Genomic DNA, 15,295 nt, shown 5'->3' on the forward strand with positions numbered 1-15,295 from the left:
AGTGATTAAATAAATTGGTATTTGAGTGAAGCTTGTTGAGTTATTTTGAAATAAAAAACAAATTTCCTAAATCGCCGTTAATTATAGACTTCCCAATTAAACGATAATTTTGTTGGTCTAAATATTTTGTTGTTTCCGATGAAATATCATTTTGTATCGAAATATCTGATTCTATGATGATTACTTTTGGCCTGTAAACTTGCCAATCGTTAGTTTTAAGCACTTCTAAATCAAAACCTTCTACGTCAACATCAAAAAAATCTAATCGATCATTTTTATCTAAATTAGTATCTAAAATTTCTTTAAGAGAATACAAGGGAATGTCAAATTGCTTAATAATTTTGGATACACCTTCATGTTTATTTACAAAGTCTTTACTAAAAGAGTTCATCGAACTTTCTTCAAACATATTGTAGGTAAGCGTAGTTCCTGTTTGACCAACTCCAGCATTGACGAAGTTATCTTTTGGTCTAAACTTATCATATAATACTTTCAACTCTGGATTTGGATCTATGCAAATTCCTTTCCATCCTCTTACATAAAAATAATAGGTATTTGATGCTTTAACAGGATGCCAACATCCAATATCGACATAAGCTCCAGGTGTGCGATTATTAATTAGTTTCATGAGTTGAATATCATCTCCCGACTTTGAAAAGCTAATGTTATACCTATTATAAATAAATTCTCTGATTTTATTTTCCATCTAAATTGCCGTTTGATTGTCTGATATAGAAACGCTTTCTGTTACCACCTTATTTAATAAAATTTTAAAATTTGTATCATCAAAATAATCTCCGAAAGGAAAAACTGGAGCATTTGAATTTATTCTATTGCTAATTAAATTCTCTAACTTACTTTTTATCTCGTCACTATCTGAATAAGTTGCTATAAACTGGTTGTCTTTGATAATGCTTCTCATTTCGCTTCTTTCAGGTGAAATTGAAAGTATTGGTTTTTGTATTGCTGCTAAAAAAGGTGCTTTACCTACCAAAATATTGCAATAAAGTGGTCCGTTTTCTAAAATAATATTGATATCAGACTCGTTCATTTGCTCAAAGCAAGAATTAGAAAAATTCAAAGTTGGGAATACTTTAATATTAGATATTTCTTTATATTTTTCTTTTAGTTTAGCTAGGTCTATTCCTTTTACTCTAATAACAAACTCGGTATTTTCTTTATACAACTTGTTACTTTCCACTAATTGCTTATATGCATCTAAAAGCACTTCTATATTCCTGCCAAATTGAATAGCACCATGGTAGGAAATCATAACTTTTTTATTTTTTTTCAAAACTTGATTCACATCGGAAAAATCGAAAACTCTCGAACTGTATTGATGTGGTAAGGTGTAAAATTTTTTTATTGTTCCATAAAGAAACTCCAAATCATTGGATAAAAAATGCGCTGCGCTCATACAAGCTCTTGCTTGAGAAACCACTTCCTGCATTTCCTTCATTTGAAACAGCTGTAAATTTGTTAATTTCTTTTGTGAACCACCATACCAAAATAGCGGATACGGATCATGAAAATTTAGTATAGCTTTTCGAAGGATTGGCAAATCTTTTGCACCTAAAATGGTTTCATGCGCTAATCCTGAACTTCTGATAAAAATATGATCATATTTTTTGTCATCAATTTTGGCAATATAATTTCTATACACGCCATTGATATGCTTTGTAACTAATGAAATATGAAAAATTCGCCAATAAAACCAATTTATTAGTTTTATAAAAAATGGAATTTTAAGATTTAGGACATATGTACTAATTGAATCTACAGGAAGTAAATTAAGTTGGTCATCACTTTCATGACTTTTAAGATAAACCACATCAATTAGCGCGTTTGGATAAGTCAGTCTTAGCTTTGAAAGAAAAGAGCGAGAAACAATGCCTTCACTAGTTCCTGAAATTCGTAAGTCTTGGGCAATAACTAAAAACCTCATACTATCTTTTTATTAATGACTTAACGCTTTGATTAAAAGCATTATTAAGTAATAAACAAAATCTTTTTACGTGTAAAGTAGATAAATATAGTAGGGTAACTTTGTACCAAAAATAAATGCTTTTTTTATCGTTTAACAAAGACTTTTCCAATTTTGAATATAGTATTTTTTGCTGACTTAAATTAAAATGTTCTCTTTTATGCTGAAGTAAATAATAGTAAAAGCCAAATGTAGCATTATTTTTAATTACCATGTCATGTTTAAAACTAGTGATATTTTTTCCACTAATTCTAAAATTTAAATACGAGTCTGTTATGGTAAATACAGAACCAAATTCAGAAAACTCTAAAACAGCTAAATCATCAGCATGCCAAGCAAGAGGAAGATTTTTAAAACCATATTTTTTTACATTTACTAGTTTAAAAATATACTCACTTAATGAGCTTCTTGTACCACCATTTAATCTCCTAAAAAGAAAATCAACAGAAGTCTCAATTTCAGGATGGGTAAATAATTCTGAAATTATTTTATCTTCTTCATTGATAATTTTTGTAGCATATCTAATAACTTGGATATCTATATTATCAATGGCTTCCAGATTTTTATAAAATAATTCAACAAAATTTTCTGCTAAAGTATCATCATCTCCTAAAATTTGAAGCCAAAGCTCGTCATTAATCATGCTGATACACCTTTCCCACTGCTTTACTAACGATTTACTTCCTAAATTATTTTCAAATTCTTGGTATTCAAAATCTAGCAACAATTTATATTTTTGTAATAAAGCAGTTGGATTTTCGGGACTTGCGTCGTTCCCAATATATAATTTAAATCTCTTATCTGTTTGAACAGCTAACGATTGTAGTGTTGCTTCAAAGAAAGTATATTTGAAATAAGGAATAACAATAGCTAATTTCAATTTCTAAATTTTTGGAGTATAATTTTCACAATTGGTAGCAAACCTAAATTTTTAAAAACCGATTTCACTTTCAACGCAAATCGATAGGTTAGACTGTTTTTTAGATTGGAATATTTGAATGCATTGTCTAAGTATTTTTGTTTGTAGAAATTTAATCTTTTTAGCAAAAACGCTTCATATTGGGCTGTTGACAATTCTTCTTTTATTAAAACTAAAGCTAAACTTTGACTTTCTACCATGTAACTAGCTGATTGTGTCATGCTTTTTTCATGTAATCTGTAACTCACCAATTGTTGATTAATAAAAGTAACATTATAAGATTTTTTAAAAAATTGAATCCAAAATAACCAATCTTCTTTTGCTTTTAGAATTTCATTAAACTGCAGATTACCCATTGAGCTTTTTTTAAACAACGCACAATGAATAGGAATAGTAAAATCAATATCCCATTGGTTTACAATTGTATCAAAGTTAAAATGAACATTTGATATATTATAAACTGGTGGTTTAATTTGTGAGTTTTTAATGTCCAGCATATTGTAATCTGTAATTACGACATCTAATGTAGTGTCGACGTCAAATAATTTAACGCTAAAAAAAAGTTTATCAGGCGCCAATAAATCGTCGGAGTCCAAAAACTGAATATAATCGCCTTTTGACAATTGTAATCCAGCATTTCGGGCAGAACTCAATCCTCCATTTTCTTTTTTAAAATAAATAAAACGCGAATCTTTCTTGCACCAGTCTAACGCAATTTCTTCGGTGGAATCGGGCGAACCATCATTAACTATAATACATTCCCAATCAGTATAAGTCTGATGATAAACAGACACAAGTGTCTCCTGGAGAAACTGACCTTGATTATAGCATGGAATGATTATCGTTACTAGAAACATACTAAATTTATTTAACTTGTTTTACTATTAAAATTATCATGAGAAAGAATATTTATATTTATTTTAAACTATAAAATAAAAATGATTTAGCCATTAGCTTAAACTCGTCTTTACTTTTTAACTTTACAGCAATGCTATATTTAATTTTTAAATATTGAAAATAGTTAATTGGATTATATTGTTTTCTATTTAGAAAATAGTTTTTGACAGAATTAAATTCCAAATGAATTAAAAATTCTTGGAATTTTTTGGATTCAAAAAAATGATTTTCATTGGCTTTTAGTAATTTATTTTTAATTTTTTGAAATAAGACAATATGATTGTAATGAAGAGAATCGTCATTTAATAACATTTTTTGTAGTGCCATTGATTCTTCTTCATTTTTTTCAAAAGGCAGCTGACTTAATAACTCAAATCGTACTTTTGAAGCCCCTTTTTTTTGCTTTTCTCTATTAAATGTTGATACTTGATGTGAATGAATTCTGTAATGTAGTAAAACTTCTTGAAGATTATGAAATTTGCCTTTAGTAAACAATCGAACCCATAAATCAAAGTCTTCAACTGGTTCTTTTGTTTCATCATAACAAATTGAAAGTTCATCGAATGCTTTTTTTCTTAGCATGAGTGATGGATGTACCATGCAATTATTTCTAAGTGAAGCTGCTTTTATGTCTTCATGTTTTTCAGGAACTAGAATACTTTTTTGTGTTCCTATTATGGTATAAAATGAACCACAAACAATAACATCAGGATTGTTCTCTAAAAAAGCTATTTGTTTTGCAAAACGTTCTGGTAAACTAATATCATCTCCATCCATGCGAGCCAGATAGTCACCTTTTGCTATTTTGAAACCTAAATTTAAACTCGTGGCGATACCCGAATTTAATGGTTTCTCTATAAGTTTAATTCGTGGATCAGTATAGTTTTTTATCCTAGAAACTGTATTATCGGTTGACAGATCATCAATTATAAGAAACTCGAAATTAGTGTAGGTTTGATTTAAAATACTTTCAATGGCTTCATTAATATATAATTCACAATTATATACAGGCATTAAAACAGAAATGAAAGGTTTATGCTTCAACACTGTTTTTTATTTTGTAAATAATTTGATATCCGACTCCACCATTTCTTGAACAATAGCTTTCAAATCATATTTAGGTATCCAACCCAAAACAGTTCTAGATTTTGTGGCATCACCAATTAATAAATCAACTTCTGTTGGTCTGAAATAGTTAGGATCTACTTTTACAACTACTTTTCCAACCTCTAATGAATACGATGGATTTGTACATGATTTCACAACTCCTATTTCATTTATATTTTCACCAATAAATTCTATTTCAATGCCACATTCTGCAAATGCCATTCTCACAAATTCTCTTACTTTAGTCGTAACCCCAGTGGCAATAACAAAATCATCTGGTTTTTCCTGTTGCAGTATAAGCCACATAGCTTCAATATAATCTTTGGCATGTCCCCAATCGCGTTGAGAATTTAGATTTCCAATATATAGGACATCTTGCAATCCAAGAGCTATTTTAGCAGTTGCCATAGTTATTTTTCTTGTCACAAAAGTTTCTCCTCTCAATGGCGATTCGTGATTAAACAAAATGCCGTTACAGGCAAACATATTATACGCTTCACGATAGTTTACCGTAATCCAATAGGCATAAATTTTCGCAACTCCATAGGGTGACCTTGGATAGAATGGAGTTTTTTCGGTTTGTGGAACTTCTTGAGCCAAACCATATAATTCTGAAGTTGATGCTTGATAGATTTTAGTTTTATGAGTTAATCCTAAAATTCTAATGGCTTCCAATAATCTTAATGCTCCTAATCCATCTACATTGGCTACATATTCAGGGGTATCAAAACTTACCTTTACATGCGACATAGCGCCAAGATTGTAAATTTCATCGGGCTGAACTTCTTGAATAATTCTAATCAAATTAGTAGCATCTGATAAATCGCCATAATGCAATATGAATTTCACATTCTCCTCGTGTAAATCTCTAAACAAATAATCTATTCTTTGGGTATTAAAAGAAGATGCTCTTCGCTTTACTCCATGAACCTCATATCCTTTATCCAATAAAAATTCAGCAAGATAGGCACCATCTTGTCCCGTTATTCCTGTAATTAATGCTTTTTTCATTTACTAAACTTTTAACCAAGAATCTGGTATAATATCGTTACTATTAGTATCATCGGTAAACCATTTTTGGGGTGCAATAACAATTTTATTTTCATTTTCATTCAACCATGCTCCCCACCAACTGAAACTACTATTAGTAATAATATTGTGTTGGCAGTTTGACATTAATATCAAATCTTCAAAATTAGTTATTACATCATTAAAATCGATAAAATTTGTTTCGAATTTTGTGGTTATATTTGATTTCACCCATTCAATATCATCCGAAAAAACAAAAAAAACAGGGTTGTTAATTTTGCTGTCAATAATAGCAATGGCTGATGTATAATAATCTTCCTTATCAGTATTATGTTTTTCATTAGTTAGATAATCACCTCTTCTAATATGTATTGAAACTGCATTTACCGTTTTCATGTAACTGATAGTTTCAATTGTTTTTGCTTTTAGTTTAGATTTTACTTTAAAATCATTTCTAATGACAGAAGCATGTTTGTTAAAATATTTTTCAGATTGAAAATATCCCTCTAAATAAATTGTATCGCCAGTCAGGTGGACAAAATTTTCATCAAACCCAAAATCAGTTTCGGTAAACTTGGTTTCTTTATAAAATAGGTTTATTATTTTCTCTAAGAATTTGTTTGCCTTTTTGTAATAGTTAGCTTCAATATTGAAATGTTGCAAAGAATAATTATGAAGTGTATAAGTGTCGAATGCTGAAATATCTAGTTTAAAATTTTGTTTTTTTTCTATTGACATCGATCTTGCCATGGCATATTGAAACATTTGATTTCCTAACCCCCCAATGATTCTAATAATAATCATTATTTCTTAAGTAAATTTTCAATTAGTACTAAATCGTCTTCCAATAATTCGGGATAATTACCACTATAAAAACCATTAGAATGCATCATTGATGCACCTGGCATATCGTATATTATCGATATATATTTTTTATAAAAGGGTTGTTCCTGCATATTTCCAGCTATCATTGGGCGTATCTCTACTCCTGCTGCTTGAAACTTTTGCAAATAGTAGTCTCGTAATTCTGGAGTTTTACAAACAAAAGGAAATGCAAAGGTAGAAAGTGTCTTAATATGACTGTGTTTTAGAGAAATAAAATCAGGATTGTCTTTTACTATTTTTTCAATTCTGAAATAATTTTGTTCTCTTTTTTGGATATTTTCTTCTAAGAACTGCATTTGATATTGACCTAAAAAACCCGTTATTTCGGTTGGTCTAAAATTATATGCCAAATCATAGAAAGTATATTTTGCTTGAAAATCTGATTCAATGCCATGTTGACTTCTCCATTTTTGTTGCTGCTCAGTTGTGAGATTTCTATCCCAACCATTGGCTCTAACCATAGTTAGCATTTCAGCAAATTCATCATCACTTGTACAAACCATTCCACCTTCAATTGTACTCATGTGATGTGCTACAAAAAAAGAAAAACTAGCACCAATTCCAAAATTTCCAGCTTTCCCTTCGGGTAATTGTGTCCCTAAAGATTCACAATTGTCTTCAATTAAAATAATATTTTTATCGATACAAATTTTTCTAATCACATCAATATCTCCAGTAAATCCAAGTATATTGGTGATAAAAAGCGCTTGCAAAACTGTAGTTTCTAATCGTTCAAGTAGATTTTCTGAGGTGGTATTGATTACATCTGGTCTAACATCGATAACTACAGGTATCATTCCTAATTGCAGAATAGGCATGGTGTTGGTAGACCAAGTCAATGCCGAAAAACCTATTTTATCTCCTTCTTTTAGTTTGCCTAGATTTTTTAAAGCTTGTAGCATTGCCAAATTCGCACTTGCTCCACTATTAAATAAAACAGCATGTTTAGAACCTTGAAATGCTGCAAATTTTATTTCGAATTTCCTACATTCTACGTCCATACTTAATCTATCGGCTGATATAATAAAGTTGGCCAGCGCTTTTTTTGTTTCTTCTTCTCTAAGAAATGCTTTTCGCATTAATGGTATTCTCATAGTATTTGTTTTTTATAACTTTCAATCACTTGGTCTATTCCTTTGTCAAGCGAAATTATAGGTTCAAAACCATGGCTTTTCATTTTTGAAACATCCATGCATTTTCGTAACATGCCATTTGGCTTAGAATCATCCCATAAAATCAAACCCGTATAGTTTATTTTATGAGCAATATGTATTGCCAATTCTTTAATACTGATATCAGTTCCTGGCCCAATATTGATTGGATTTGGATTATTATAATTTTCAAAAAAATACAATATAGCTTTAGAAAAATCGTCTACATGCAAAAATTCTCGGCGTGCAATTCCAGTTCCCCAAAGTGTTATTGATGATTCATTATTGTTTTTAGCATCAATAAATCTTTTGACCAATGAGGACAATACATGGGCATGACTGAGGTCAAAAGTATCATTCGGACCATACAAATTACTTGGAATTAAACTTATACCATTAAAGCTGTACTGTTTATGATAGGTCTCCAATAATTTTATCCCAGTAATTTTACCAATAGCATAACCTTCATTGGTGGGTTCCAATTTACCAGCCAAAAGATATTCTTCCTTCATTGGCTGAGGAGATTCTGCAGGATAAATACAAGAACTACCTATGAAAACAAGTTTTTTAACATTGTGTTTATAGGCCGAATGTATTACATTGGCTTGCATCATTAAATTTTCATACAAGTAAATTGCCGGATTATCTATATTTGCTTTTATACCACCTACTTTAGCTGCAATATGTATAACATAGTCAGGCTTTTCTTTTTCAAAAAAATTGTCAACTGCTTGTTGATTAGTTAAATCTAATTCAATATGTGTTTCAGTCAGGATATTGGAATATCCATTTTCTTTAAATAAATCTAAAGTTTTACTACCCAACATGCCACGATGTCCGGTAATGAAAATTTTAGAGTTTTTATTAATCATTTTTTCTTGCTAATACATGATAACCATGACATAATAATTCAGATGAATTTGAGTCATTATCAGATAAATTCTGAAGTAATAAATTTATTTCTTGAATTTTATTAATTTCATTTTTAGTAAGCACTATTTTGCTGTATTGTTTTGCGATATGAGGCAACCTCTTGATTTCTTGGGCTAAATATTCAAAAAAATTTCCATTAGGGGTTATTTCTATTATGCTAAATCCATTTTTCACTAATTCTGTCTCATAAAAAAATAGATTAAACCCTGTATAAAAATGATAAGGAGCAAAATGAGTTAAACTGCAAAACGGTGCAGTTATAATTAAATAACCTTCTTTTTTTAAAATTCTTGAAAACTCTTTAATCGCTTCTCGAGGATTGACAATATGTTCAAAAACCTCGGTACACATAATTGCATCAAAAGATTTATCCGCTACTGGAATAGATGCTATATCAGAAATAATATCAAGTTTACCATAATCCCAATTTTCCATTTGTAATCCATAATTCAAATCTTCTGGCTCGTATTGTGCAAAATCTTGAGAAACATATTCAAGATGGTTACAAAATTTCTTAAACTGTTGTTCGCCAGCGCCTGCATCTAATATTTTACTTCCTCTCGGAATATTTTTTAAAGTTTTTTCAAGCCAAACAACCCTTGTAATCTCGTTCGTTGAACCAACTAATGGATTAGGAGTAGTTTTTAAAAAAAATATTTTAATTTTTTTAATAATCTTTTTTATAGTTTTTTTTAAACTCATTTTAAAAATTTGTTTATTTAATATCTACTCATACAAAAAACAATTTGTTAAAGTATCTGTCTTTTATATAAATATATGCTTTTTTTTAAAGTTTTTGCCATTCTGGATTTAAAAACAAAAGACCCATCGATTTTGGTAATCTTCTAATTGTATAACTTCCACCATCAATTATTTGAAAAAAAATTGCGTTTTCAATATCATCAAAAATTTGATGTCCAGTTGTGTTTGTACTAGCAATACGAATTACATAATTACCAGGATATAACCGTATATCTTTTAATGATACTAAATACTCTTCTTCTTTTGTTGTATGATTTAATATATAATTAGAATCCCCGGCAATAAAATGATATATAGGCATATCATCCGCGGTTTTAATTTGTATGCCAACCTCAGATTTAATTTCATTGGAATTGTTTTTAATTCTGAAACGAATATTCAAATCATCTCCAATGGAAAATTCTTGTGTCAAGTTATGCTTATGATTACTAATCTCTAAAGACAAAAATTCCAAGTTTTTACTGCCCGTTCTTTTAGTATTCTCATTAAAAAATACTTTGCTTACTTTTGAACTAGTTGTTATAGTATAAGAATTCATAACCGAATTGATATCACCAATACTCTTAATCAATCCGTTTTCCAATAAAATTCCTTTTTGACAAAGTCCTTTTACAGCCGCCATATTATGACTCACAAATAAAACAGTTCTGCCTTCACCTTTACTAATATCTCCCATTTTTCCGAGACACTTCTTTTGAAATTCGGCATCACCCACAGCCAATACCTCATCTACGATTAAAATTTCTGATTCCAAATGAGCAGCAACAGCAAAGGCCAATCTAACATACATACCCGAAGAATATCTTTTTACTGGGGTATCAATATAGCGTTCAACACCAGAAAAGTCGATAATTTCATCTAGCTTCCTCGTGATTTCCTTTTTGCGCATTCCAAGAATAGCACCATTGAGATAAATATTTTCTCTTCCAGATAATTCGGGATGAAAACCTGTGCCTACTTCTAGTAAACTGGCAATTCTACCTTTGACCCTAATTTCTCCCGTTGTTGGGCTAGTTACACGAGATAATAGTTTTAATAAAGTACTTTTACCAGCACCATTTTTCCCAATAATACCAACTGCGTCACCTTCATTTATTTCAAAATTGATATCTTTTAACGACCAGACGATATCACTTTCTCCTTTTATACTTCTATCGTTAGTTTCTCCAATTTTTAGAAAAGGATCCTCCTTACCAAGAATTTTGGTAATCCAAAAACGCTCTAGATCACGCGAAATAGTTCCGGTTCCTATTTGCCCTATTTGATAAGCTTTTGATAAATTCTCAACTAGTATTACGGGTTTATTCATTAGATAGTATCAACGAAGTTTTTTTCTGTTTTATTAAAAATAAGAATTCCAATCAAAAGCAAAACAAACGTTATAATGGCGGAATAACCGACACTCCAAACAGAAAATTCCCCTTTACCTAAAAAGGCGTAGCGAAATCCTTCAATTATTCCTGTCATGGGGTTTAGCTCAATTAGATTTTTGTACTGAGCAGGAACTTCACTCAAGGGATAAATTACTGTTGTACCGTACATCATCAAATTTACACCAAAGGTGACCAAAAATGTTAAATCTTTGTACTTAGTAGTAATAGCCGTAATAATTAAACCTATTCCAAGTCCAAGTAAGGCCATTAAAATAACCAATATAGGAAAGAAGAAAATAGCATTTGAAACTGCGAAAGTTGCTCCTTCCATTGGTTTCAAATAAAAATAAACCATCATCGTAAGTAACAGTAAAAGTTGAACACCAAAACGGACGAGGTTACTAACGATAATACTTAACGGCATAATTAATCGGGGAAAGTAGACCTTTCCAAAAATCGAGGCGTTATCTTTGAAAACAGTACTAGTCTTTGTTAAGCAGTCAGAAAAATACTGCCATGCCGTAATTCCAGAAAGATAAAATAAATACTGTGGAAGACCATCCGTGCCGATAGCTGCTAGCTTTCCAAAAACGAAGCTGAAAACTATGGTAGTAAAAATAGGTTGGATAAAAAACCATAGTGGTCCTAAGACAGTCTGTTTATAAAAGCTGATAAAATCTCTTTTCACAAACAAAAACAATAAATCCCTATAATGCCAAATTTCCTTAAAACGCACATCAAAAAGCGTAGTACGACCTTTAATGACGAGATCCCATTGTTGTGCTGAATGTACTTCTTTCATTATTTTATATACAGGTAAATTTTGTATAGCGATGTTTGCAAATATATAAATTCGATATGGTAGAATGTAGCTTAGTAGTAATTAATTTCATTATTTTATAGTGTGCTACACTAAACTTTATTTATTATTGAAAGCCTACTCAACAGGAAATAGTAACAACTGAACTTTACAAAGACAAAAAAAGTAATCAAAACAAAAGTGTTGTATACTGGGTTTAAAAATTGTTTGAAATACTTGTATTTTTAGTGAATTAAAAAAATAGATGCTAATTTTTAGTGATAGATGTCTACTAATTTAGATAAAAACGATAGCTTTACAATTAATTAAACTTACTATAAATTGTTTTTCTTTTCAAAATTTAAACCATCACTACTTGAATGTATTCCTCACGAATATATTGATATTCATTCACATTTGCTTCCTGGGATTGATGACGGTGCAAAAAATATTGAAGAAACTATTTCTTTAATTTCTAAAATGAAAGAAATTGGAATAAAAAAAATAATTACAACACCTCATATTATTACAGATGTTTGGGATAATACTGAAAATTCAATTATTTCTACATTTTCGCAAACTTTAAATGCAATTCCAGATACTATTAATCAGGGAAATTTCAGTTGCGCTGCCGAATATATGCTTGACAGCTATTTTTTGAAAAGAATGGCTACCGAAAAACTATTAACATTAAAACAAGAGTATATTTTGGTAGAAATGTCTTATTTGTACCCACCTTTGCAACTTTATGAAATTATATTTGAAATTCAATTAGCAGGCTACAAACCGATTTTAGCACATCCTGAACGATACTTATTCTATCATAACAATTATAAAGAATATGATAAATTAAAATCATCTGGATGTTACTTTCAACTGAATCTACTGTCAACAGTAAACTATTATGGCCCAATGGTGACAAAAGTGGCAAATAAACTAATAAAAGATAACGTTTATAATTTTGTGGGAAGCGATATTCACCACGAGAAACATATAGAGTCTTTTAACAGAAAAATAGCAATCGATGACCAAAAACTACTCATTCAACTAATGGAAAAAAATTCATTTTTTGCCGAATAATTTTTCTTTCCATGTTGGTTTTACATTTTCTTCCAATCCATAGCCATAGCCATAACCATAGCCGTAACCATATGCATAACCATAAGATTTCTTTAAGTCGGTATCGTTTAAAACAACAGACAAATTTGGTAGTTTTTTCTCTTGATATAAATCTTGTATAAAACCTAACATTCTTTTATCTAGGTAATTAGCTCGAATAACATAAACAAAAGCATCCGCGTTTTTAGCAATCAGTAACGTATCAGTAACCAAACTAACTGGTGGCGTATCAACAATAATATAGTCGTACTCTTTTTTTAATTCGTCAAACAAATCATGTATTTTATTGGAGCTTAATAATTCTACTGGATTAGGTGGAATTACTCCCGACGGTAGTGCATAAAAATTATCATAATTGTCTAATTTAACAATATAATCATTGATGTTTTGTTCATTCTTGGCAAGATAATTAGTTAATCCTTTTGCAGGAATGTCGATATAGCTATTCAATTTCGGATTTCTAACATCAAGTCCAATGATGAGTACTTTTTTTGAAGTCAAAGCTATGGTTGCCGCAAGATTTACTGATACAAAAGTTTTTCCTTCTTTTGGTATCGATGAAGTTATAAAAATAGTTTTACACTTAGTTTCATCAATTGCACCAATTACAAAATCAAGATTAGTTCGTATCATCCGAATTGCCTCCGCTGAGCTAGAACGACTATCAACTTCAATAATCTTGTCACTAGTTTCAGATGACGGAATATCGCCCAAATAAGGAATAGTTACTACTTTTTCTATATCGCGTCTGCTTTTAACCTTAGTATCTATAAAATCTTTTATAAAAATAACCATAAAAGGAATGCCCAAACCAGCTAAAAGAGCAAAAATCTGAACCAAATTTCTCTTGGGAGAAACAGGAGATTTTGACACCAAAGCGGTGTCTATAATTTTAGCATTTGGTGCAGTAACAGCAAGTGTGATACCTATTTCTTCACGTTTTTGAAGTAAATAAAGATAAAGTGTTTCTTTAATTTTTTGTTGTCTATCAATCACTTTGAACTCTCTACCTTGACTGGGTATATTAGTTATTTTGCTATTTAAAAATTTTTCTTGCTTTTCTAAATCACCTCTTTTTATTTGTAATGTAGCACTTAAACGATTAAGATTTTCTGTTATATTTAATCGCATGTCGTTAATCTTATTATTTAGATTGACAACAGTTGCATTTTTTTCGGTGCCACCATTAGATAAGTTTCTGTTCTTTTGAATAACAAAACTATTATACTGACTTATTAATTCGCCAGTATTTGAGGCACTTCCATCGGAGGATACAATATTATTGGGTATAATCGCATCTTTTGGAGCATTATTTAAATACTCAATCATCGAGTTCACTACTTTAATCTGTGTCTCTGTTTGAATTAATTCCTGCTGAAATTCATTGGAATTCTGTACAAATGATTCAGCATTGCTTTGAATATCAGTTAATCGATTACTCTTTAGAAAAGTTTCACCAAGTTTTTCGACATCGCCTAGTTCTTCTGAAATAAATTTTAACCGTTCATCAATAAATTTCTGCGTATTTTTTGAAATATAATTCTTATCATCGATGGCATCTTGATTATAAATTGCAATAACGGCATTAAGAAAGTCCTCCGCTTTTTCAGGAACCGCATCTACAACCGCCAATTCTACCACGCTGGAATTTTTATTTAAGGGTGAAACCGACAATCTGTTTTTATAGCTTTGAACTACTTGCGCCATTCTATTAATGGTCATCTGAATAGAAAATTCTTTTTCTAGACCATCTCCGGGATTTATTGTGTTTTTTGTGATGACCATTTTAGAATAAGGCAAACTTATAATTGTTCCATATCGAAATGTCCCTAATTCGGTGCCATTCATGTTTTTAAGTTCAAAAGTTTGGTCTGTTTTGTAATCTACGGTAAAACTTTGTGGATTGGTGTAAAAACTGTCCTTTATTTCAAAAAATGAAACTCCGATAGGGTTGTTTTCATAAAGTTCTCGGGTTTTAACTCTTCCCTCAGCAAAAAATGTAATGTTGTAATTAAGTTTTTTGATAGCAGTTTCTACGATATTTCTCGATTTAATTACTTCAATCTCATTATCAACATTATTCTTAATGTTCATCAATCCAAGATCATTGAATGAACTCATTTCTGATTGAAAATTACCTTTTCTGTCATCTCTGACTAAAATGGTAGCGACAGCTTTATATTGAGGTTGCGTATATCTCAAATATATAAATGCAAAAAATAAAGTTACGATAACTGAAAATAAAAAATAGGGCCAATATTTTAGATAGCTTTCTACTTGTTCACGAAAATTTATGCTTTCGTCCTGAAACCTATTTTGAGTAAAATTTTCATTCAT

The 15,295-nt window shown here is 30.3% G+C and carries 14 protein-coding genes; 1 reads left to right on the forward strand and 13 read right to left on the reverse strand.

The features are described 5' to 3' along the window. Nucleotides 1-40: 40 nt before the first annotated feature. The 12 genes from WFZ85_RS05090 to WFZ85_RS05145 all read right to left on the reverse strand — a co-directional run bounded on the left by WFZ85_RS05090 (nucleotide 41) and on the right by WFZ85_RS05145 (nucleotide 11,842). On the reverse strand, nucleotides 41-706 hold the full coding sequence (locus WFZ85_RS05090; protein ID WP_342695198.1) for an FkbM family methyltransferase: 666 nt from the start codon (nucleotides 704-706) through the stop codon (nucleotides 41-43). Beyond that, on the reverse strand, nucleotides 707-1,945 hold the full coding sequence (locus WFZ85_RS05095) for a glycosyltransferase family protein (protein ID WP_342695199.1): 1,239 nt from the start codon (nucleotides 1,943-1,945) through the stop codon (nucleotides 707-709). A gap of 1 nt (nucleotide 1,946) precedes the next feature. After that, nucleotides 1,947-2,864, reverse strand: coding sequence for a glycosyltransferase family A protein (locus WFZ85_RS05100; RefSeq protein ID WP_342695200.1), 918 nt, complete (start codon nucleotides 2,862-2,864; stop codon nucleotides 1,947-1,949). Then, complete coding sequence (locus tag WFZ85_RS05105) at nucleotides 2,861-3,760, reverse strand: glycosyltransferase family 2 protein (protein WP_342695201.1); 900 nt, start codon at nucleotides 3,758-3,760, stop codon at nucleotides 2,861-2,863. The genes WFZ85_RS05100 and WFZ85_RS05105 overlap by 4 nt, the downstream gene beginning before the upstream one ends. Before the next feature lie 58 nt (nucleotides 3,761-3,818). Next, nucleotides 3,819-4,847 carry a glycosyltransferase family 2 protein gene (locus tag WFZ85_RS05110; protein ID WP_342695202.1) on the reverse strand — a complete coding sequence of 343 codons (1,029 nt, stop codon included), beginning with the start codon at nucleotides 4,845-4,847 and terminating at the stop codon, nucleotides 3,819-3,821. A gap of 6 nt (nucleotides 4,848-4,853) precedes the next feature. Further along, a complete protein-coding gene (gmd, locus tag WFZ85_RS05115) occupies nucleotides 4,854-5,918 on the reverse strand; it encodes a GDP-mannose 4,6-dehydratase (protein ID WP_342695203.1) in 1,065 nt (354 codons plus the stop codon). Between the two features lie 3 nt (nucleotides 5,919-5,921). Beyond that, on the reverse strand, nucleotides 5,922-6,740 hold the full coding sequence (locus WFZ85_RS05120; RefSeq protein WP_342695204.1) for an alpha-1,2-fucosyltransferase: 819 nt from the start codon (nucleotides 6,738-6,740) through the stop codon (nucleotides 5,922-5,924). Beyond that, nucleotides 6,740-7,915, reverse strand: coding sequence for a DegT/DnrJ/EryC1/StrS family aminotransferase (locus WFZ85_RS05125; protein WP_342695205.1), 1,176 nt, complete (start codon nucleotides 7,913-7,915; stop codon nucleotides 6,740-6,742). Before WFZ85_RS05125 ends, WFZ85_RS05120 begins: the two co-directional genes overlap by 1 nt. Beyond that, nucleotides 7,912-8,844 (reverse strand): GDP-L-fucose synthase family protein, encoded by a 933-nt coding sequence (locus WFZ85_RS05130; RefSeq protein ID WP_342695206.1) that lies wholly within the window; start codon nucleotides 8,842-8,844, stop codon nucleotides 7,912-7,914. The genes WFZ85_RS05125 and WFZ85_RS05130 overlap by 4 nt, the downstream gene beginning before the upstream one ends. After that, on the reverse strand, nucleotides 8,837-9,607 hold the full coding sequence (locus WFZ85_RS05135; RefSeq protein WP_342695207.1) for a class I SAM-dependent methyltransferase: 771 nt from the start codon (nucleotides 9,605-9,607) through the stop codon (nucleotides 8,837-8,839). The genes WFZ85_RS05130 and WFZ85_RS05135 overlap by 8 nt, the downstream gene beginning before the upstream one ends. Nucleotides 9,608-9,692: 85 nt before the next feature. After that, nucleotides 9,693-10,976 (reverse strand): ABC transporter ATP-binding protein, encoded by a 1,284-nt coding sequence (locus tag WFZ85_RS05140; protein WP_342695208.1) that lies wholly within the window; start codon nucleotides 10,974-10,976, stop codon nucleotides 9,693-9,695. Beyond that, on the reverse strand, nucleotides 10,976-11,842 hold the full coding sequence (locus WFZ85_RS05145) for an ABC transporter permease (RefSeq protein WP_342695209.1): 867 nt from the start codon (nucleotides 11,840-11,842) through the stop codon (nucleotides 10,976-10,978). The genes WFZ85_RS05140 and WFZ85_RS05145 overlap by 1 nt, the downstream gene beginning before the upstream one ends. Before the next feature lie 339 nt (nucleotides 11,843-12,181). Between WFZ85_RS05145 and WFZ85_RS05150 the strand changes: the two genes are divergently transcribed. Beyond that, nucleotides 12,182-12,919 carry a tyrosine-protein phosphatase gene (locus WFZ85_RS05150; protein ID WP_342695210.1) on the forward strand — a complete coding sequence of 246 codons (738 nt, stop codon included), beginning with the start codon at nucleotides 12,182-12,184 and terminating at the stop codon, nucleotides 12,917-12,919. On the opposite strand, the gene WFZ85_RS05155 is transcribed toward WFZ85_RS05150, so the two are convergent. Beyond that, a complete protein-coding gene (locus WFZ85_RS05155) occupies nucleotides 12,902-15,295 on the reverse strand; it encodes a GumC family protein (protein ID WP_342695211.1) in 2,394 nt (797 codons plus the stop codon). The genes WFZ85_RS05150 and WFZ85_RS05155 overlap by 18 nt on opposite strands.

It is taken from the genome of Flavobacterium aureirubrum (assembly GCF_038739835.1).
In the GTDB taxonomy this organism is placed as follows: domain Bacteria; phylum Bacteroidota; class Bacteroidia; order Flavobacteriales; family Flavobacteriaceae; genus Flavobacterium; species Flavobacterium aureirubrum.

Coding starts and splice junctions, on each gene's coding strand:
- WFZ85_RS05090 (WP_342695198.1), bottom strand. CDS start 706: ATGGAAAATAAAATCAGAGAATTTATTTATAATAGGTATAACATTAGC.
- WFZ85_RS05155 (WP_342695211.1), bottom strand. CDS start 15,295: ATGAATGAAAATTTTACTCAAAATAGGTTTCAGGACGAAAGCATAAAT.
- WFZ85_RS05120 (WP_342695204.1), bottom strand. CDS start 6,740: ATGATTATTATTAGAATCATTGGGGGGTTAGGAAATCAAATGTTTCAA.
- WFZ85_RS05125 (WP_342695205.1), bottom strand. CDS start 7,915: ATGAGAATACCATTAATGCGAAAAGCATTTCTTAGAGAAGAAGAAACA.
- WFZ85_RS05130 (WP_342695206.1), bottom strand. CDS start 8,844: ATGATTAATAAAAACTCTAAAATTTTCATTACCGGACATCGTGGCATG.
- WFZ85_RS05105 (WP_342695201.1), bottom strand. CDS start 3,760: ATGTTTCTAGTAACGATAATCATTCCATGCTATAATCAAGGTCAGTTT.
- WFZ85_RS05095 (WP_342695199.1), bottom strand. CDS start 1,945: ATGAGGTTTTTAGTTATTGCCCAAGACTTACGAATTTCAGGAACTAGT.
- WFZ85_RS05140 (WP_342695208.1), bottom strand. CDS start 10,976: ATGAATAAACCCGTAATACTAGTTGAGAATTTATCAAAAGCTTATCAA.
- WFZ85_RS05145 (WP_342695209.1), bottom strand. CDS start 11,842: ATGAAAGAAGTACATTCAGCACAACAATGGGATCTCGTCATTAAAGGT.
- WFZ85_RS05135 (WP_342695207.1), bottom strand. CDS start 9,607: ATGAGTTTAAAAAAAACTATAAAAAAGATTATTAAAAAAATTAAAATA.
- gmd (WP_342695203.1), bottom strand. CDS start 5,918: ATGAAAAAAGCATTAATTACAGGAATAACGGGACAAGATGGTGCCTAT.